Source organism: Microbacterium sp. MYb54, assembly GCF_002979515.1.
In the GTDB taxonomy this organism is placed as follows: Bacteria; Actinomycetota; Actinomycetes; order Actinomycetales; family Microbacteriaceae; genus Microbacterium.
Genome location: NZ_PCPA01000013.1, coordinates 67,454 through 85,780 on the forward strand (window position 1 = coordinate 67,454; position 18,327 = coordinate 85,780).

At 68.6% G+C, this 18,327-nt stretch carries 20 protein-coding genes and 1 pseudogene; 14 read left to right on the plus strand and 7 right to left on the minus strand.

Going from position 1 to position 18,327, the window contains the following annotated elements; translation table 11 throughout:
- The first annotated feature begins 17 nt into the window (after positions 1–17).
- A complete protein-coding gene (locus CQ040_RS14360) occupies positions 18–1,340 on the plus strand; it encodes an MATE family efflux transporter (protein ID WP_105527411.1) in 1,323 nt (440 codons plus the stop codon).
- Positions 1,341–1,485: 145 nt separating this feature from the next.
- Positions 1,486–1,764 (plus strand): hypothetical protein, encoded by a 279-nt coding sequence (locus tag CQ040_RS14365; RefSeq protein ID WP_105527410.1) that lies wholly within the window; start codon positions 1,486–1,488, stop codon positions 1,762–1,764.
- A gap of 15 nt (positions 1,765–1,779) precedes the next feature.
- Here CQ040_RS14365 and CQ040_RS14370 read toward each other — a convergent pair whose 3' ends face one another.
- Together CQ040_RS14370 and CQ040_RS14375 are read right to left on the minus strand one after the other, a co-directional pair.
- Positions 1,780–2,247, minus strand: a complete 468-nt coding sequence (locus CQ040_RS14370; RefSeq protein ID WP_105527409.1) for a VOC family protein — start codon at positions 2,245–2,247, stop codon at positions 1,780–1,782.
- A gap of 70 nt (positions 2,248–2,317) precedes the next feature.
- Positions 2,318–2,998: a TrmH family RNA methyltransferase gene (locus CQ040_RS14375; protein WP_258131422.1), complete on the minus strand. Its 681-nt coding sequence runs from the start codon at positions 2,996–2,998 to the stop codon at positions 2,318–2,320.
- Positions 2,999–3,136: 138 nt separating this feature from the next.
- Here CQ040_RS14375 and CQ040_RS14380 point away from each other — a divergent pair, with 138 nt between their 5' ends.
- Positions 3,137–4,405 (plus strand): Nramp family divalent metal transporter, encoded by a 1,269-nt coding sequence (locus CQ040_RS14380; RefSeq protein ID WP_105527408.1) that lies wholly within the window; start codon positions 3,137–3,139, stop codon positions 4,403–4,405.
- 19 nt (positions 4,406–4,424) lie between these two features.
- On the plus strand, positions 4,425–4,721 hold the full coding sequence (locus CQ040_RS14385) for a hypothetical protein (protein WP_105527407.1): 297 nt from the start codon (positions 4,425–4,427) through the stop codon (positions 4,719–4,721).
- 7 nt (positions 4,722–4,728) lie between these two features.
- On the opposite strand, the gene CQ040_RS14390 is transcribed toward CQ040_RS14385, so the two are convergent.
- Together CQ040_RS14390 and CQ040_RS14395 are read right to left on the minus strand one after the other, a co-directional pair.
- Positions 4,729–6,174: a Na+/H+ antiporter NhaC family protein gene (locus CQ040_RS14390; protein ID WP_105527406.1), complete on the minus strand. Its 1,446-nt coding sequence runs from the start codon at positions 6,172–6,174 to the stop codon at positions 4,729–4,731.
- 59 nt (positions 6,175–6,233) lie between these two features.
- Positions 6,234–7,847: an amidohydrolase gene (locus CQ040_RS14395; protein WP_105527405.1), complete on the minus strand. Its 1,614-nt coding sequence runs from the start codon at positions 7,845–7,847 to the stop codon at positions 6,234–6,236.
- 84 nt (positions 7,848–7,931) lie between these two features.
- On the opposite strand from CQ040_RS14395, the gene CQ040_RS14400 reads away from it, so the two are divergent.
- From CQ040_RS14400 to CQ040_RS20725, 10 genes and pseudogenes are all read left to right on the plus strand, one after another.
- The gene (locus tag CQ040_RS14400; protein WP_028500863.1) at positions 7,932–8,588 is read left to right on the plus strand and encodes a TetR/AcrR family transcriptional regulator; all 657 of its coding nucleotides are present in this window, start codon (positions 7,932–7,934) and stop codon (positions 8,586–8,588) included.
- A 9-nt stretch (positions 8,589–8,597) separates the two neighbouring features.
- Positions 8,598–9,227 carry a metal-dependent transcriptional regulator gene (locus tag CQ040_RS14405; RefSeq protein WP_105527404.1) on the plus strand — a complete coding sequence of 210 codons (630 nt, stop codon included), beginning with the start codon at positions 8,598–8,600 and terminating at the stop codon, positions 9,225–9,227.
- 79 nt (positions 9,228–9,306) lie between these two features.
- On the plus strand, positions 9,307–9,612 hold the full coding sequence (locus tag CQ040_RS14410) for a hypothetical protein (RefSeq protein WP_105527403.1): 306 nt from the start codon (positions 9,307–9,309) through the stop codon (positions 9,610–9,612).
- Positions 9,609–10,613, plus strand: coding sequence for a hypothetical protein (locus tag CQ040_RS14415; protein ID WP_105527402.1), 1,005 nt, complete (start codon positions 9,609–9,611; stop codon positions 10,611–10,613). Before CQ040_RS14410 ends, CQ040_RS14415 begins: the two co-directional genes overlap by 4 nt.
- A gap of 143 nt (positions 10,614–10,756) precedes the next feature.
- A pseudogene (locus CQ040_RS14420) lies at positions 10,757–11,410 on the plus strand (alpha/beta hydrolase); the annotation flags it as partial.
- Positions 11,411–11,478: 68 nt separating this feature from the next.
- Complete coding sequence (locus CQ040_RS14425) at positions 11,479–12,078, plus strand: hypothetical protein (protein ID WP_146113905.1); 600 nt, start codon at positions 11,479–11,481, stop codon at positions 12,076–12,078.
- A gap of 112 nt (positions 12,079–12,190) precedes the next feature.
- Positions 12,191–12,796 (plus strand): hypothetical protein, encoded by a 606-nt coding sequence (locus CQ040_RS14430; protein WP_146113904.1) that lies wholly within the window; start codon positions 12,191–12,193, stop codon positions 12,794–12,796.
- 54 nt (positions 12,797–12,850) lie between these two features.
- Positions 12,851–13,663 (plus strand): HAD-IIA family hydrolase, encoded by an 813-nt coding sequence (locus CQ040_RS14435; protein ID WP_021198233.1) that lies wholly within the window; start codon positions 12,851–12,853, stop codon positions 13,661–13,663.
- A 3-nt stretch (positions 13,664–13,666) separates the two neighbouring features.
- Positions 13,667–14,245 carry a YdeI family protein gene (locus CQ040_RS14440; RefSeq protein ID WP_028500867.1) on the plus strand — a complete coding sequence of 193 codons (579 nt, stop codon included), beginning with the start codon at positions 13,667–13,669 and terminating at the stop codon, positions 14,243–14,245.
- Entirely contained in the window at positions 14,242–14,409 is a 168-nt protein-coding gene (locus tag CQ040_RS20725) for a hypothetical protein (RefSeq protein ID WP_181156939.1), read from the plus strand. The genes CQ040_RS14440 and CQ040_RS20725 overlap by 4 nt, the downstream gene beginning before the upstream one ends.
- A 2-nt stretch (positions 14,410–14,411) precedes the next feature.
- Here CQ040_RS20725 and CQ040_RS14445 read toward each other — a convergent pair whose 3' ends face one another.
- The 3 genes from CQ040_RS14445 to CQ040_RS14455 are packed head-to-tail and all read right to left on the minus strand — an operon-like array spanning position 14,412 to position 18,327.
- Entirely contained in the window at positions 14,412–16,040 is a 1,629-nt protein-coding gene (locus CQ040_RS14445) for an ABC transporter ATP-binding protein (RefSeq protein ID WP_105527398.1), read from the minus strand.
- Positions 16,037–17,197, minus strand: coding sequence for a serine hydrolase (locus CQ040_RS14450; protein ID WP_105527397.1), 1,161 nt, complete (start codon positions 17,195–17,197; stop codon positions 16,037–16,039). The genes CQ040_RS14445 and CQ040_RS14450 overlap by 4 nt, the downstream gene beginning before the upstream one ends.
- Positions 17,194–18,327 carry a mandelate racemase/muconate lactonizing enzyme family protein gene (locus CQ040_RS14455; protein WP_181156937.1) on the minus strand — a complete coding sequence of 378 codons (1,134 nt, stop codon included), beginning with the start codon at positions 18,325–18,327 and terminating at the stop codon, positions 17,194–17,196. Before CQ040_RS14455 ends, CQ040_RS14450 begins: the two co-directional genes overlap by 4 nt.

Genomic DNA, 18,327 nt, shown 5'->3' on the forward strand with positions numbered 1-18,327 from the left:
GGTCATAGGCTCGGAGGATGAGCGCGCGCCCCTCACTCAACCGAGAGATCCTGCGCCTCGCCGTCCCCGCGCTCGGTGCACTGATCGCCGAACCCGCGTTCCTGATCGTGGATGCCGCGCTCGTCGGTCATCTCGGCACGACGCCGCTCGCCGGGCTCGGCATCGCGGGCGCGGTGCTGCAGACGATCGTCGGGCTGATGGTCTTCCTCGCCTACTCGACCACCCCGGCGGTCGCCCGCCGCTTCGGCGCAGGGCAACCGGGCGAAGCCGTCTCGGTCGGCGTCAACGGAATGTGGCTCGCACTCGGGCTCGGTGCCGTGCTCGCCGTGATCGGAGCCGTCTCCTCGCCGTGGCTGGTGTCGTTGTTCGGCGCGAGCGATGCCGTCGCCGCCCAGGCGAACGAGTACCTCGTCATCTCGATGTGGGGGCTACCGGCGATGCTCATCGTGTTCGCCGCGACCGGGCTGCTGCGCGGCATGCAGGACACGATGACGCCGCTGTGGATCGCAGGACTCGGCTTCGGCGCCAATGCCCTGCTCAACTGGCTGTTCATCTACGGACTCGGATGGGGCATCGCCGGCTCCGCCGCCGGTACCGTGACCGCGCAGTGGGGCATGGTCGCCGCTTACGCTCTGGTCGTACGTCGCCTCGCCAACCGCCACAGCGCCTCGCTACGTGCGCAGCGCGCCGGGATCCGCAGCACCGCAACCTCGGGCGGGTGGCTGTTCCTGCGCACCGTGAGTCTGCGCGTCGCGCTGCTCGCGACGGTGGGGATCGCGACGGGCATCGGCACCGAGGAGCTGGCCGGATGGCAGATCGTGTTCACGATCTTCTCCGCGGCCGCCTTCGCCCTCGACGCGCTCGCGATCGCGGCCCAGGCCCTCATCGGCAAGGAACTCGGGGCCGGCGACGAGCAGCAGGTGCACCGCGTGCTGGCGCGTACCGTCGCGTGGGGGGCCTGGTTCGGCGTGGTCGTCGGGGGTCTGATCGCCGCGTCGTCCGGCGTACTCGGAATCGTCTTCACCGGCGACCCCGAGATCGCGGCGCTCGTGCAGCCGGCACTGCTCGTGCTCGCGATCGCCCAGCCGATCGCCGGCGTCGTCTTCGTGCTCGACGGGGTGCTCATGGGCGCGAACGACGCCCGCTACCTCGCGATCGCCGGCGGCCTCAACCTGGTGCCGTTCCTGCCTGCCCTGTGGATCATCGCCGCGACGGGGGTCGACGGCACTGCAGGGCTCGTCTGGCTCGCGGTCGCCTTCTTCGGCGTCTATCTGCTCGCACGACTCGGCACCCTGGGGTGGCGTGTGCGGTCCGGGCGTTGGCTCGCTGCCACGGTCTGACACCGCTGCCCTTCCTCTACAGGCACCTCCTCCACAGGCACCGTCGAGAACGAGTTCTCCACATCCCCTGGATTCCGCGGAATACTACGTCGCTGCCCCCTGGCGCCCTCGACGATGATCGGGGGACACTGAAGGGATGTTGGGGATGACGGAACCACTGGTCTGGACCTTGATCGGCGTTGTCGCCGCAGGCATGTTCGGCACGATCACGCTGATCTCGACGATGTTTCTGCGCACGATGCAGAACGGTTTCGATGGGGTGCGCACCGAGATGCGGAACGAGTTCGCCAGCGTGCGCACCGAGATGCGGAACGAGTTCGCGAATGTACGGACCGAGATCGGGGCGGTGCACGAGCGAATCGATCACCTGGATCGCGACGTCAACGCGATCTACCGTCACCTGTTCGGCATCGACCGCGGGTGACCGGCGCCGACCGGGTCAGGCGCTCTCGAGCTCCGCGATCACGATCTTCTTCATGTGCATCAGGGCCTGGATCTGATCGGGTCGCTGCTGCAGCAGGTCGAGGCCGGCGGGGATCACCTGCCAGCTGACGCCGAACCGGTCCTTGCACCAGCCGCACGCCTCGGACTCCGGCACGGCCGACAGCGCCTGCCAGTAGTGGTCGATCTCCGCTTGGTCGGCGCACTCGATCACGAAGGAGATCGCCTCGTTGAAGGTGAAGGGCGGTCCGCCGTCGATGCAGCCGAACCGTGTGCCGTTCAGAGTGAACTCGCCGTTGATCACCTTCCCCGACATCCCCTCGAAGTGCTCGCTGAGGTTCTCGTCCGGATAGAAGGTGACGCTGTCGATCGACGAGTTCGGGAACACCGAGACGTAGTAGTCCATCGCCTCCTGCGCGCTGTCGACGAACCAGAGATACGGACGGATGGGTGTGACGCCTGCCATGTCGGCCTCCTCGATCGGCACTCACGCTACGCTCGCGTTCACCGTCTGTCGAGAGGGTCTCGGCGCGGACTCAGGCCGCGTATCTCCGGCACCACTCGTACATGATCACGGCAGCCGCGGCGCTGGCGTTGATCGAGCGCGTCGAGCCGTATTGCGTGATCTCGATGTGGGCGGAAGCGGCGGCGAGCGCTTCGGCGGAGAGCCCCGGCCCCTCCTGGCCGAACAGCAGCACGCAGCGCTGCGGCAGGTCGGCCTTGTCGACGGGCACTGCGCCGTCGACGTTGTCGACCGCGATGATCGGAAGCTCTTCGGCCGCGGCCCATGCGGCGAACGTCTCGACGTCTTCGTGGTGCACGACGTGCTGGTAGCGGTCGGTGACCATGGCCCCGCGCTTGTTCCAGCGCCGGCGACCGATGATGTGCACGGTGTCGGCGAGGAAAGCGTTGGCGCTGCGCACGATCGACCCGATGTTCATGTCGTGCTGCCAATTCTCGATCGCCACGTGGAACGGATGCCGCTGCGTGTCGAGGTCGGCGACGATCGCCTCCATCCGCCAGTAGCGGTAGCGGTCGATCACGTTGCGGGTGTCGCCCGCCGCGAGGAGCTCCGGGTCGTACTGCTCCCCGGCCGGCCATTCCTCCTCGCCACCGGGCCAGGGACCGACCCCGTACCCGGGCTGGGCGATCGAACCCGTGTTCACCGGCTCCGCCGGAGCGTCGGGGTTCGTGCTCTGCGGCGCGGCGTCATCCATCCCGCCAAGCTATCGCCGCGACGCACCCGCTCCCGCCGCGACCCCTGCGGCTGCACTCGGGAATCGACCTGCCGAGATATTTAGGTAGACCGAAAAATACGCTACGGTTTCGGTGTGCCTAAAAATTCCTCGCTCCCGATGACGACTGCCGCCGCTCCGCCCGCCCGCGCCCCGCGCAGCCTGTGGCTGCTCGGTCCCGCCCTCGTCGCGGGCGTCGCCTACCTCGACCCCGGCAACGTCGCCAGCAACATGACGGCCGGGGCCCAGTACGGATACCTGCTGGTGTGGGTCGTGCTCGCCGGCAACGTGATGGCGTGGCTGATCCAGTACCTCTCCGCGAAGCTGGGCGTCGTCACGGGGCAGAGCCTCCCCGAGGTGCTGGGCGCACGGCTGAAGCGGCCCTGGGCCCGCCGCGCCTACTGGCTGCAGGCAGAGCTCGTCGCGATGGCCACCGACCTGGCCGAGGTCATCGGCGGCGCGGTAGCCCTGAACCTGCTGTTCGACGTGCCGCTGCTGCTGGGCGGCGTGATCACCGGCGCCGTCTCGATGATCCTGCTCACGGTGCAGAGCCGCCGCGGCGCACGCCCGTTCGAGTTCGTGATCATCGGGCTGATGGCGATCATCACGATCGGATTCGTCGCGGGCGTGTTCGACGTGCCGCCGGACCCGGCAGGGGTCCTCGGCGGAATGGTTCCTCGTTTCGAAGACACCGGCTCCGTCCTGCTGGCAGCATCCATCCTCGGCGCGACGATCATGCCGCATGCGATCTACGCGCACTCCTCTCTCGCCCGCGACCGCTTCGGCGCCACGACCGCTCACGCCGGCGACGAGGCCGTGCGCACCGAGACCTCGCGTATCCGTCGTCTGCTCACGGCCACCCGTTGGGACGTCTCGATCGCCATGGTGATCGCCGGGTCCGTGAACCTGTGCATCCTGCTTCTCGCCGCCGCGAACCTCGCCGGCGTCGAGGGCACCGACTCCCTGGAGGGCGCGCACGCCGCACTCGCCGCCGGGCTCGGACCGGTCGTGGCGACCTTCTTCGCCGTGGGTCTACTCGCCTCGGGCCTGGCTTCGACCTCGGTGGGCGCCTACGCGGGCGCGGAGATCATGCACGGCCTGCTGCACGTGCGCATCCCGCTGCTCGTGCGCCGACTGGTCACGCTGATCCCCGCACTCGTGATCCTGGGCATCGGCTTCGACCCGACGCTCGCCCTGGTCCTCAGTCAGGTGGTGCTCTCGTTCGGCATCCCGTTCGCGCTGATTCCCCTGGTCGTGCTCACCGCGCAGCGGCGCACGCTCGGCACCTGGGTCAACCGACGGTGGACGACAGCGGCGGGAATCCTCGCCTCCGTGCTGTTGATCGCGCTCAACGGCGCCCTGCTCTGGCTGGTGCTGACGGGAGCCTGAGCCCGGATAGGCTCGATGCATGTCTGCTGAGAACGCCCGCCGCAACATCCGCATCCTCACCTGGATCGGCTTCGCGACGGGCGTGATCGGCGGCCTGCTGATCGCGTTCCCGAACGTCATCGGCCTCGCGAGCCCCTGGGTGCAGCTCGCACTCGGCGTCGCCACCCTCGTCCTGGCGTTCCGAGCACGCAAGATCGGGATGACCGAGATCGAAGGGTTCGACGGCCGGCTCTCGCTGGCCGCCGCCCTCCTCGGGTTCCTCGTCCTGTTCTTCGCGGGTCAGGCCGCGTTCATCATCCTGACCACCCTGGGCTGACCCCGGCCTACGCGGTGACGAATCCCGTCACCAGGTAGAGCACGAACGACAACCCGGCGGCGATGCCCGCATAGGGCAGGATCGCGAGCATCAGGTTGATCGGCTTGATGCCGATCGAACGCGACGCGAGGATGATGCCGTCGCCGTACAGGCAGGTGGTGCTGCCGAGCGCGGCGCCGGAGAACACCGCGGCACCCGCGAGGATCGGATCGGCTCCGAGAGCGAGCGCCAGCGGGAGGACGACCGGGGTGATCACCGCGGCGAGGTCCCAGAACGAGCCGGTCGCGTACGCGTAGATGCCGCACACGGCGAACACGATCGCCGGGAGCAGTGCCGGGGTGAGCACGGGCTCGGTGACCTGGATCACGAACTCCGCGAGCTGGAGGGCGATGTTCATCTCCTGCACCATGAACGCCAGCACCGTGAGGATCATCACGAACAGCATGCTCTCGATACCCTCGAGCGCGGCGTCGAGCACCCCGCGGATGCTGAGCCGACGCTGCACGAGCACGATCACGATCGTCACGGCGAGCGACGCAGCGGTACCGGCCACGACGTTGGCGTTCGTGGCGATCGTGACGCCGACGAGCACGGCCATGGCGATCAGGAAGCCCCACGGCTGCGGTTTGCGGTCTGTCTCGGTCGAGGTCGCGAGGGCTGTGGCGACCCGCTGGGCGGTCGAACCGTCGGGGTCGTCGGCCTTCAGCTCGGCCAGGAGCGCCACACCCTCGGCCCGTCGCTCGTCGTCGGTCGTGCCGAGGGGGAACACGTCGCCGTCACGCTCCGTGCGGATCGCGTCACGCTTGATCACACCCAACTTCGGCAGCCAGCCGATGCTCATCAGGAGTGCGACCGCCAGCGCCGCCCACCCGAAGAAGATGAACGGGATCGCCTGCAGGTAGGCGCCGAAGCCGGTGCCGCCGACTGTGACGCCCTGCGCCTCGAACAGCCCGGAGAAGAAGAGAGCCCAGGTCGAGACGGGAATCAGCACGGCGATCGGCGCGGCCGTCATCTTCATGATCGCGCCGAGCTGCGTACGCGGCACGCGGTAGCGGTCGGTGACCTGCTTCATCGACGTGCCGGTGGTGAGCACGTTCAGGTAGTCGTCGACGAACAGCACGACCGACAGCAGGAAGGTCAGCACCATCGACTTGCGACGGGAGGTCACGAACCGTTCGGCCCAGTTCGCGAAGTCGGTGACGATACCCGACTTCTCGAACAACATCATCAGGATGCCGAACAGCGCGACGATCAGCAGGAGCCACTGCGCGGTCTCGTTGGACAGCGCCTTGCCGGTGTACTCGACCCAGACGTCGAAGCCGCCCCAGCCACCGAGGAGCAGTGCCCCGGCGACGGTGCCGCAGAACAGGGCGAAGAGGGTTCGCCTGGTGGCGACCGCGACGATCAGGATCACCACGATGGGGAGGAGCGCGAGAGCGCCGAATTCAGGCATGGAAGTCACCTCAGTGTGAAGGGAGCGAGTGTGGAGGAGGGGTGCGGGCGAGCCGGGGGTCAGGGCTCGGACCCGCCGACGACCGTCGCCTGTACGGGCAGGTCGGGGAGGTCGTCAGGAGAGACGTGCAGCGGGTTCTCCGCCCACACGGCGTAGTCGGCCCGGAACCCCGGAGCGATGCGACCGAGGTCGGCATCACCCTGGGCTCGGGCGGCGCCCACGGTGTAGCCGTGCAGCGCCTGGTAGGGGGTGAGCACCTGGTCGGGCTCGAACACGGGGGCGCCGGGATCGCCCGGGCGGCGGCGCAACATCGACCACGCGAGGCCGATGCGGGCGTCGTTCTGCGCGATGGGCCAGTCGGATCCGAGGGCGAGGGTCGCTCCGGCCTCCCAGTAGTCGCGCACACGCCAGGCACGGGCGGCGCGCACGGGCCCGAGTCGGTGCGACCAGTCGTCCGAGCCGTCGGCCTTGCGCCACTGCATGTGCAGGGGCTGCATCGAGGCGGTTATCCCGGCCGCGGCGATGCGCGCGACATCACGGTCGGTGGTCGTCTCGAGGTGCTCGATGCGGTGCGGCGCCCCTGAGGCGCTGCGCACTCCGGCCGCGAGATACGCGTCGACGACTTCCCCGACGGCCCGGTCACCGATCGCGTGCGTCGCGACCTGGAACCCGGCTTCGGCGTATCGCCGCACGGTGCGGCCGTACGCCGCGGCATCTTTCCAGAACGGCTCCAGGCCCTCACCGGCTGAGTCGGGCTCGTGCAGCCATGCGGTTCCGGTCTCGACCACGCCGTCGGCATAGAGCTTGACCACTCCACCGCGCCACCGGTCGCCGCGCCGGTCGCGCATCGCGAGGTTCGCGGCCGTACGCTCCTCGTCGAACCCGGGCTCGTGGTCGATGGCCGAGACGATGCGGATCGGGAGCCCTGGCCCCTGCTCCAGAGCGGCGAGCAGTTCGAGCGTGGCGAAGCCGCCGTCCATGATCGTGCCGCCGGTGAGGCCGGAGCCACGCAGTCCGCGCAGCAGCTCATGCCCGACGGCGAGGGTCTGATCGCGCGTCAACGCCGGGGCGCTCAGCCGTACGGGCTCGTAGGCGCCGAGCTCGCGCAGCTCCCCGGTCGGGCGGCCATCGGCATCGATGACCACGCACGACGAGTCTTCGAACTCGCGCGCGCCGGTGATGCCCGCGCGCGCAAGGCCGGCGCGGCTGGCGAGGGCGGTGTGGCCGTCGAACACGATCAGCAGCGCCGGGAGCCCGCGCACCGCATCGTCGATCGCGGCCGCCGTCATCGGCAGGTCGTGGAACACGTCGTAGTCGAGGTTCCAGCCGCGCACCCACGGATCGGCGTCTTCGGCGAGCGCGCGATCGGCTTCGGCACGAAGCGCTGCGAGAAGCGCTGTTCCCGTGGTGAGCCCGCCCAGGTCGATCCCGGCCGTCAGCTCGATCCCCTGGATCGGGTGCAGGTGCGCATCGATGAGCCCTGGCGTCACAGCGGCACCGCTGAGATCGTGCACGACCGTGCGGGGTCCGCGCAGCTCGCGGACCAGTGCGTCGTCGCCCACGGCGAGGAAGCGGCCGTCGCGCACTGCGAAGGCGGTGGCGTGCGGGCGGCGCGGGTCCATCGTCACCACGTGCGCGCCGGTGACAATGGTGTCGGCGTCGAAACCGGTCATGGGCTGTACCTTCGTCGGTATTGACTCATTCGGTATTGAAAGAGTTTCAATAAAATACCAGACGCCTGAGCAGAATCGAGCACGATGACGAAATCTCCGCGCAGCGTCGGCCGACCGTCGACGCAGGTGCTCACCGAAGAGCGCATCCTGAAGGCCGCCTTCACGCTCAGCGCGCAGCGCACCCCGCGCCAGTTCACGATGACCGCACTCGCGGAATCGCTGGGCGTTCGCACCTCGGCGCTCTATCACCACTTCGCGAACCGCGACGCGGTGATCCGGGCGATGCGCGGGCAGGTCAGCCGCGCGCTCGTCTCCCCCGTGCTGCACGAGATGTCCGTCGAGGACGCACTCCTCACGTGGGCGCACAGCTACCGCGACGCCGCGATCGCCGCGCCGGAGGCAATGGTCATGCTCGCGACCTCGCCGATCGACGCCGACGAGGGCTCGTTCGCCGACTACGAGCAGATTGCCCGCCTGCTCAGCGACGACGGCTGGCCGACCGACACGATCGTCGACGCCATCGTGGCTCTGGAGTCGTTCATCATCGGCTCCGCCCTCGACGCCCTCGCCCCCGCGGACAACATGGCCCCCGGAGAGCTCGCGCCGCAGTTCCCGACCTTCGCCGAGGCCGAGACCGCCCGTGCGCGCCTCAGCACGGACCCTGCCCGCCGCACGTTCGAGATCGGGGTACGGGCGCTCATCCACGGACTCACCTCGTGGGCGCGCGAGCGCACCACGTAGGCTGGACCGGTGGCATCCCCTGCAGCTGACGACTACCTGAAGACCGTCTACGCGCACACCGAGTGGCAGGACGCACCGATCACTCCCTCGGTGCTCGCCGCGAAGCTCGGCATCGCCCCGTCGTCTGTCACCGAGATGGTGAAGAAGCTCGCCGCCGCCGGCCTCGTCTCGCACGTGCCCTACGGTGCGGTGCGACTGACGGATGCCGGCACCGTCCGCGCTCTCGCCATGGTGCGCCGGCACCGCTTGGTCGAGACCTGGTTGGTGCAGGAGTTCGACTACGGCTGGGACGAGGTGCACGACGAGGCCGAAGTGCTCGAGCACACCATCAGCGACCGGCTGCTGGAGGGCATAGACGCACGCCTCGGACGCCCGCGCTTCGACCCGCACGGCGACGCGATCCCCGATGCCGAAGGTCACATCGAGCGCGTGCCGTTCGTACTGCTCGCCGATGCACCTGTCGGGCACGTCGGTCGGGTGCTACGGGTGAGCGACCAGGACCCGGAGGTGCTCCGCGCCGTCGAAGCCGCAGGGATCGCCGTGGGCGTCGAGGTCGAAGTGACCGCAGGCGGCTTCTCGATCGGCGGCACCGAGGCCGAGGTCGCGCACGCCGCCGACGCGATCTGGCTCACCGCCTGACCCGATATGAAGCGGCCGCCCCTGTCTCTTTTTCGGGTGCCGATCTCCTAGGGTTGAATCCAAACCGGGGGGTTGGTTCATGTCACAGGATTTCAGCATCACGCAGTTGGTGCTGTCGACGCAGCGCACGGAGCTCGAGGTCTCGGCACGTGAACTCGAGCTGAAGATGAGCACTGCCCACGCCGCTGACACCGGCGTGCAGGCACCGGTCGGCCGCACGTCACTGAGGGAGATGCTGGAGGGCGCCATCGGGGAAACTCATGCGCTGGTGCAGATCGCTCAGGACGACGTGCAGAAGATCGCCGGCCGACTGCTGACGCTGGAGACGCAGACCGCGGACCTCGACCTGCGCCTCGGCGCCGGTTGGGAAGATCTTCCGCTGTGACCACCTCGCCCAAGGGCTATCCGTTCGAGCGCATCGAGTACGACGAGGGGCAGATGAACAGCCTCCACGGGCACCTCGAAGATGCGGCCGACGAGGTCTCGTCGATGCAGCTCGTGCTGCGCAACGTGACCGACAACCTCGAAGGACGAGGGCAGGCGCTCGAACTGGCGAAGGTCATGGCGGGCGATGTCGCTGCCGCATTCGAGTCTCCGGCCGCCCGCATCCGTCGCATCAAGGGCATCCTCCTCGCCTACGGTCAGGGCGCTGAGGAGCACGGGGGCCGCGCGAATCAGCTGATGGAGTCGGTCACCGAGGCTCAGACCGCTGTCGCCACGGCCGACGCCAGCCTCGCGGATGCTCAGGGCGAACTGAGCACCTGGGAGCGTAGCGATGACTACGATGCGTGGAGCTCCGGCCAAGACGTGACCACGCCACCCCGGACCCTGCATGCTCGCGACGAGCGCTTTCGCGAAGCCGTGCAGACCGCGCAGACCGGCAACGCCGTCGCGGCATCCGACCTCGAAGACGCATGGGCGGCGTGGGAGCGTGCGTTCGAGTCATGGGACGACGCCTATGCCCGCGCCGTCGCGGCTCTCGCGAGCGTCGACGAGAACTACGTGTCCGCAGCGGACGCCGCCACCCTCGCCTCTCTGTCCGACGCCGACTCACCCGCCGAGGTAGCGGCGATCTGGAACTCCCTCACCGATGCGCAGAAGGAGCACTACCTCGAGGCGTATCCCGGGTTCATCGGGAACCTCGAGGGCGTGCCGTATGAGTACCGGATCGCGGCGAACGTGAAGACCATGTTCGATGCGCATGCCATTGACTGGGGGGGGAGCCGCGGGATACGGAGCTCGACGTTCTTCTTGAGGAGTTTCGCCGCGGTGGCGTGCCCGTCTCTCTCAATCTGTTCGACAAGAACCAGGCGACAGCCGCGATGCTGTATGTGGACGGGTTCAAGTATGCCGAGGGTTCCTTCACCGACCCGCTCTCCGGGGTGACGAACGTCAATGTTCTGCTCGGCGGAATGATGTCGGAGGTGAACCAGCTCAGCGATTGGGGAGAGACGTCCCTCGACCTCAACAAGCGCATCACTAACGATGGCGGGTTGGGTGCCACGATCGTATAGTTCGGCTACGACACCCCGAACCTGGCGACAGTCAGCAGCATGGATCAGGCTGTCACGGGCGCGGAGACACTGACGCCATTCCTTCGAGGACTCGATCAGGCGGCTCCGCACGATGCCGTCACCACGGTAGTCGGCCATTCCTACGGCAGCACCACCGCGTTTCTCGCGGTCGGCAGCGCCAACGACAATCTGGGCGTGGACAACCTGATCGCCATCGGCTCGGCGGGACTCACTGATCGCGCTCTCGGTGATGACCCCGACGCGCGCGTCGACTACGCCGGCACGAACATCTACGCATCGACATCGCCAGAGGACTTCTGGGCACGGAAAGGACGTTGGGCTCCGGAGAACCCGTTCGCCTGGGGAGCACACGCCATCGATCCGGGCAGCCTCGACGGCGCGGTATCGTTCGACACCAACGGCGGCTTTGCGCCGAATCTCGACGGCACCGCACCCACGGCGCAGCACCACGACGGTGAGCCACTGCTGCAGACCCCCGGGCACGGAACGCACGACGAAGGGGACTTCCCCATCGGGTCGACCGGCCATCCTGGCGGGTACCTTCAAGAAGGGTCCGAATCGTTCGCGAACATCGTGAACATCATCGGGACGGGTAGCCCGCTGACGACACCGGACGGATACGGAAGCGATGATTGGTGGCTGTGGTGATCCGACGTAGGCACACCCGCAGGCGAGCGCTGGGAGTTCTCGCACTGACTTTGACAGGAGTGATGATCATGACCGGTTGTGACAACGCGGACCCCGTCCCGGCAGGAGAAGCACTCTATGCAGACGCCGAGCAGACGTACATGGACTACCGGGAATTCGTGAACGGTGTGCAATCGGTGCTGTCCACCGACCCCTGGATCGTGGGCCAGGTCGGCGATTACGGCATGCAACCCGATCAATGCGACAACGGCAACGGGTACCAGTTCAATCTGGGGCGGCGACTCACGATGGAACTTGCGGATCGCGAACAGAACGCGGATGCCATCGAGCAATACCTCACCGACGCCGGCATGACGCCCAGCCGCCGTACCCTCGGTGAAGGATCCGACTCACTCGTCCAGATCGCCGTCGCCGATGAACGCGGCTTCGAACTGCTCCTGATCGAGTTCGGCAAGAACGGCAACGCCCTCATCTCCGCCGCCACCGCTTGCCGCCCCGGAAACGCCCACGATCTCTCTGACATGCTCTTCGGCGACATCTACTTCCTCGGCGACTACCTCCCCACCGACGTCGAGTCCCCGACCGATCCGCTGTTCTTCGGCATCACTCCCGGCGATCCGCAGTTCGTCCGCGACACCCCTGCACCGACCGAGACACCCGCGCCCTAGTTGTGACGTCCACGCAACTCGTTGAGCCTGCGAGATCGGTGATCACGTGAGAACGACCACGAGAAGCAGACGACGTGCGAGTGCAGTGCTCGCAGTGATGGGAGTGATCATCATGACCGGCTGCACAGTGAGCGGACCCGCCCCCCAGGGACAGGCACTGTTCAACGAGGCCGAGGAGAACTATCTCCGCTATCGCGGGTTCGTGAACGAGCTGCAGACGACACTGGCCGACGAGGACTGGAAGATCGGCCAGCTCGGCGTCTACGGCATGCAGCCGGTCGAATGCGACGGTGACGACCAGTACCGGTTCGATCTGAACCGCAGCATCGAACTAGACGGCGCCCAACGCGAGGCCTATGCCGACTCGGTCGAAGAGTTTCTCACGGACAACGATATGACGCCCCAGCGGCGCGTGCTCGGTGAGGATGGCCAAGAGGGACAACTCATCCAACTCACGGTGCGCGACGAAGGCGACTTCTCGCTTCTGCTCGTCGAGATCCGACAGGACGGGCGGGTCAGGATCGCCGCAGAAACCGCGTGCTGGCCCGGCGATCGCGATGAGCTCAGCGAACTGCTCTTCCACGGCGAGCGACTCGGCGAGGGGTACCTCCCCACCGATGTCGAGTCCCCGACCGATCCGCTGTTCTTCGGGATCACCCCCGGCGACCCGCAGTTCGTCCGCGACACCCCTGCACCGACCGAGACACCCGCTCCCTAGCTCCCTCCGCAACACGGTCAGGTGCGCGTCGCCTGCGGCCTCTAGGCTGTGCACATGGCACAACGTGACGACATCGAATGCTGGCTCACCGACATGGACGGCGTGCTCGTCCATGAGAACGACGCCATCCCCGGAGCATCCGAGCTGCTCGCCGGATGGGAGAGCGCGGGCATCCCGTACCTGGTGCTCACCAACAACTCGATCTTCACCGCGCGCGACCTCTCCGCTCGCCTGCGCATCAGCGGACTGCACGTTCCTGAGGAGCGCATCTGGACCTCGGCTCTCGCGACAGCCGACTTCCTGAAGCAGCAGCTTCCCGGCGGTTCGGCGTTCGTGATCGGCGAGGCCGGCATCCTCACCGCCCTGCACGATGCCGGCTTCATCATGACCGAGACGAACCCCGACTTCGTGGTCGTCGGCGAGACGCGCAACTACTCGTTCGAGGCGATCACGAAGGCGATCCGCCTCATCATCGGCGGCGCGCGCTTCATCGTCACGAACCCGGATGCCACGGGCCCGAGCACCGACGGACCGCTGCCGGCCACCGGCGCGATCGCCGCCCTCATCACGAAGGCCACCGGCAAGGAGCCCTACGTCGTCGGCAAGCCGAACCCGATGATGTTCCGTTCGGCGCTGAACAAGATCGGCGCGCACTCGAAGCGCACCGGCATGATCGGCGACCGCATGGACACCGACGTCGTCGCCGGCATCGAGGCGGGCCTGCACACCGTGCTGGTGCTCACCGGCATCAGCGACCAGGCCGAGATCGAGAAGTACCCGTTCCGCCCCGACGAGATCGTGCAGTCCGTTGCCGACCTGCTGCCGCGGATCACCGAGACGATCACGACGGTGAAGACCAAGAAGTAGCACATGGGCGCACTGGACGACGGCGAACGACTCAGGGCGGCGGATGCTGCGGCCTGGCGCGCCTGGCTCGAGGAGAACCACGAGCGGGCTGCCGGCGTCTGGCTGCTGAGCGTTCGGGGCTCCTCCGACGGCGTCGGCTACGAGGATGCCGTCCGTCAGGCGCTCTGCTTCGGCTGGATCGACGGACCTGTGCGCGTGTTCGGCGACGGGACGGACGACCGCGCGAACGGCCAGTGGTTCTCCCCTCGCCGCCCCGGCAGCGGCTGGGCGGCGACGAACAAGGCGCGCATCGCGGAACTGGAAGCCGCCGGACACCTCGCTCCCGCCGGCATCCGCGTGCTCGAGGTCGCGAAGGCGAACGGCTCCTGGACCGTGCTCGACGGCCCCGAGGCCGGGGTCGAGCCCGACGAGTTCGCGGCGGCGCTCGACGCCGTCCCCGCCGCGCGGGAGAACTGGGACGCCTTCCCGAAGTCGGTCAAGAAGTTCGGCCTCACACACATCGCGATGGCCAAGCGCCCGGAGACCCGGTCGGCCCGCATCGCGAAGATCGTGGCGGATGCCGCGGAGGGGAAACGCCCATGAACCAGAGCGACCTGCTGTTCCTCGTCGTCTTCCTGATCCTGCTCAGCACGCTGACCGTGTTCATCGTGCAGTTCGTGCGCTCACGTCGTGGGCGCGGCGGCTCGGACGACGGGCGCGCCGGCTGGTGGGAAGGTCCCTGGGAGGACGACGACCGCAAGCGCTGACGTCAGGACGCCAGCGTCGCTCCCGGGATCGCGGCGAGCAGCTCACGCGTGTACGGATGCTGCGGAGCGTCGAAGATGCGCTCGGGCGTGCCGCTCTCGACCACGACGCCGCGCTGCATGACGTGCACCTCGTCGGAGATCATCCGCACGACGGCGAGGTCGTGGCTGATGAACAGGTAGCTCAGGCCGAGGCGGCGCTGCAGGTCGGCGAGCAGGTCGAGGATCTGCGCCTGCACCAGCACGTCGAGCGCCGACACCGCTTCGTCGAGCACCACGAGCTCGGGCTCGAGCGCCAGGGCGCGGGCGATCGCCACGCGCTGACGCTGCCCGCCGGAGAGCTCGTGCGGCAGCCGCTCGGCCATCGCCGCGGGCAGCGCGACCTGCTCCAGCAGCTCGAGCACGCGGGCGTGACGCGAGGCGGTCGTGCCGATGCGGTGTACACGCAGCGGCTCGGCGATCGACTGCTCGACCGTGTAGCGCGGGTCGAGCGAGGCGTAGGGGTTCTGGAACACCGGCTGCACGCGACGGCGGAGGGCGAACAGCTCCTTGCGGCGGAGCGTGGTCAGGTCGAGCCCATCGAACAGGATCGACCCGGAGGTGGCGTCTTCGAGCCCGAGCACCATGTTCGCGGTCGTCGACTTGCCCGAACCCGACTCGCCGACGATCGACACGGTGGTGCCGCGGCGGATCTCGAAGCTCACCCCGTCGACCGCCGTGAACGTCTGCGGCTCCCCTGCCTTGGGCGCACGGAGGGCGAACTCCTTGCGAAGGTCCCTGATCTCGACGAAGGGCGTTCCGGCGGCGGCTTCGCGCTGCGGCAGGGCATCCCGACGCGAGGCGAGGCTCGGCGCCGCGGCAAGCAACTGCTTGGTGTACTCGTGCTGCGGGTCGCCGAGCACCTGGGCCGATGTGCCCTCCTCCACCACCCGGCCGCGGAACATCACGACGATCCGGTCGGCGCGCTCGGCGGCGAGGGCCAGGTCGTGCGTGATCAGGAAGACCGCGGTGCCGAGGTCGTCGGTGAGCGTGTCGAGCTGGTCGAGGATGCGCCGCTGCACGGTCACATCGAGGGCAGAGGTGGGCTCGTCGGCGATCAGCAGGCGCGGCTTGCAGGCGAGGCCCATCGCGATGAGCACGCGCTGGCGCATGCCGCCGGAGAACTCGTGCGGGTACTGGCTCGATCGCTGCGCGGCATCCGCGATGCCCACCATCTCGAGCAGCTCGACGACCCGCGCCTTGGTGGCGTCGCCATGCGTGTGGCCGTGCACCTCCAGCGCCTCGCCGATCTGCTCGCCCACACGCATCATCGGGTTGAGGTTCGACATCGGGTCCTGCGGAACGAGGCCGATGCCCGCACCGCGCAGCGAGATCATCGCGTTCTCTGGCAGGTCGGTCAGCTCACGCCCATCGAAGCGGATGCTGCCGGCGGTGATGACGCCGTTCTCCGGAAGCAGGCGGTTGACCGCGGCCGCGGTGGTCGACTTGCCCGACCCCGACTCCCCCACGATCGCGACGGTCTCACCGGCGGCGATGTCGATGTTGACGTCGCTGATCGCGGTGACCAGCTCGGAACCGGTCCGGAAGGCGACGGCGAGGCCGCTGATGCTCAGCACGGGCTCGGTGGTGCTCATGATGTTCTCGTTCCTTCGTTGTCGTCGGGATCGTTGTCGTCGGGATCGTTGTCGTCGGGATCGTTGTCACGGAGTCTGTGGACGCTGTCGTCCAGGAGTGCGGGGAGTGCCCTGCGCCACAGCGCTTCGGTCGATGCAGGCTCGGGGGCGAAGAGGCGGTTCGTCAGCAGCACTGCGGCTGTGCCGGAGGTGGTGGGGGTGCCCGGCGCGATGCCGAGGGCGCAGCCCGTGTAACCGGGGTGCCACAGCATCCGGGTCTGTCGACCGGCGACGGCGACCGTGTCACTGCGCCAGCCCAGCGCCTGGCCTGCGTCGGGCCCGTCGCGGAACAGCTCCGCCACGGCATCCGGATGCCACAGCTCGGGATGCTGTTCGGGGGCCGCGAGCGCGGCACCGAGGGTGAGCAGATCGTCGGCGGTACTGAAGAGCCCGGCGTGGCCTGCGACGCCGCCGAGCGCGTGGAAGCAGTTGCCGTCGTTGGCGGCGCCGGTGATCTCGTCTTCCCGCCAGGCGAAGTGACGGGTGGTGGTGAGGATCGGATAGGGCTCGCCGGTGGCGACCATCCGGCGCTCGGCGATGTCGCCGATGGCGGAGGACGCGACGGGTGCGCCGACCGGGCCGTAGCCGGTTCGGTCGAGGCCGAGGGGAGCGGTCACGAGTTCGCGCACCGCCTCGTCAAGGGGGAGCCCGGTGACGGCCCCGATGATGCGGCCGAGGAGCAGGAAACCCAGGTCGGAGTAGTGCCGTCCCTCGTCGAGGCCGTACCGCAGCGGGAGGGCATCCGCGGCAGCAACCGCATCCGCGCGCGTGCGGTCGAGGTAGAGCGGCTGCCACTCCCAGAGGCCTGCGCGGTGCTGCAGCAGGTGCCGCACGGTCGTTCCCGGAGCGCAGGCGGTGCCGGAGACGAAGCGGTCGACCGGGTCGTCGAAGCGCAGGTCGCCGCGGCTGACCAGTCGCAGGATCGCAGTCGTCGTCGCCGCGACCTTCGACACCGAGGCGATGTCGAACGCGGTCTCGACGCTCATCGGCGTTCCGGCGAGATCAGCCAGGCCACCGGCGGCGATGTCGCGCCCGGCATCGGTGACGACACCCGCGACGGCTCCTCGCGGAGCGGACGCACCCGCGAGGACGGCCGCGACGGCTTCGGCGGCACTCATGCGGACACCGCCGCGCGACGGGAGAGGTCGACGAGGACCTCGGGCTGTGCGTCGGCCGCGAGCCCGCTGATCCCCAACCCGTCGCCTGCGCCGAGGTCCAACGTGTCTCCGGAGAGCACGACACCACCGGTCACCGGTGAACTGCGCAGCCAGAACGCCGCATCCAGGTCGTGCACGGCATCGGGGGCGACGGCCGCCGCAAGGTGGGCTGCGGCGCTCACCCCGACGTGCGACTCCATCATGCAGCCGATCACGACCCCCAGGCCCGCTGCTCGTGCGGTCTCCGCTGCGGCGAGGGCCTCCGTGAGACCGCCGGTCTTGGCGAGCTTGATGTTCACGAGGGCTGCGGCGCCGCGGTCGGCGATCATCCGCACGTCGTGGGCCGTACGCACCGACTCGTCGGCCATGATCGGGGTGTCGACGGCAGAGGTGACCTCGGCGAGCGCGTCGAGGTCGTGAGCGGCGACAGGCTGCTCGACGAGTTCGAGTGCGAGTCCGGCGTCTTCAGCAGCCCGGATCACACGGATCGCGGTCTCGGCACCCCAGGCCTGGTTGGCATCGATCCGCAGCGTGATGTCGGGGCCGACCGCGGCACGAACTGCCTGGAGCCCCGCGACCGTGTCGTGCGCGACGGAGACCTTGATCTTGAGGCATCCGAAGCCCGCGGTGACGTGTTCGGCGGCAAGGGACGCGAGCACGGCAGGCTCCCCCGCCGACAGGGTCATGTCGGTGCGGAGACGCGAGGGCGCGGTCAGGGCCGAGATCATCTGGGCGAGTGCGACTCCCCGCTGCTGCGCTGCGAGGTCGGCGACGGCGCACTCGACCGCGCTGCGAGCGGCGGCATTTCCCCACACGGAGCGCGCGATGTCGGCGGGGATACCGGGGTCACAGGCGTGGCGCCCGAGCACGGCCTCGGCAAGCGGGCCCGCCACCGCAGCAGCCACGCTCTGCGGGCTCTCCCCCGTGACACGCCAGCTCGTGGCAGCCTCACCGTAGCCACGGCGCCCGTCGGTGTCGGTGACCTCGACGAGAACCACATCGAGGTGGTCGGTGCGGCGCACGGCCGTGACGAACGGTCGCACGAGGGGCGACGGCACCCGGAGCACGCGGATGCGCTCCACGGCAGTCAT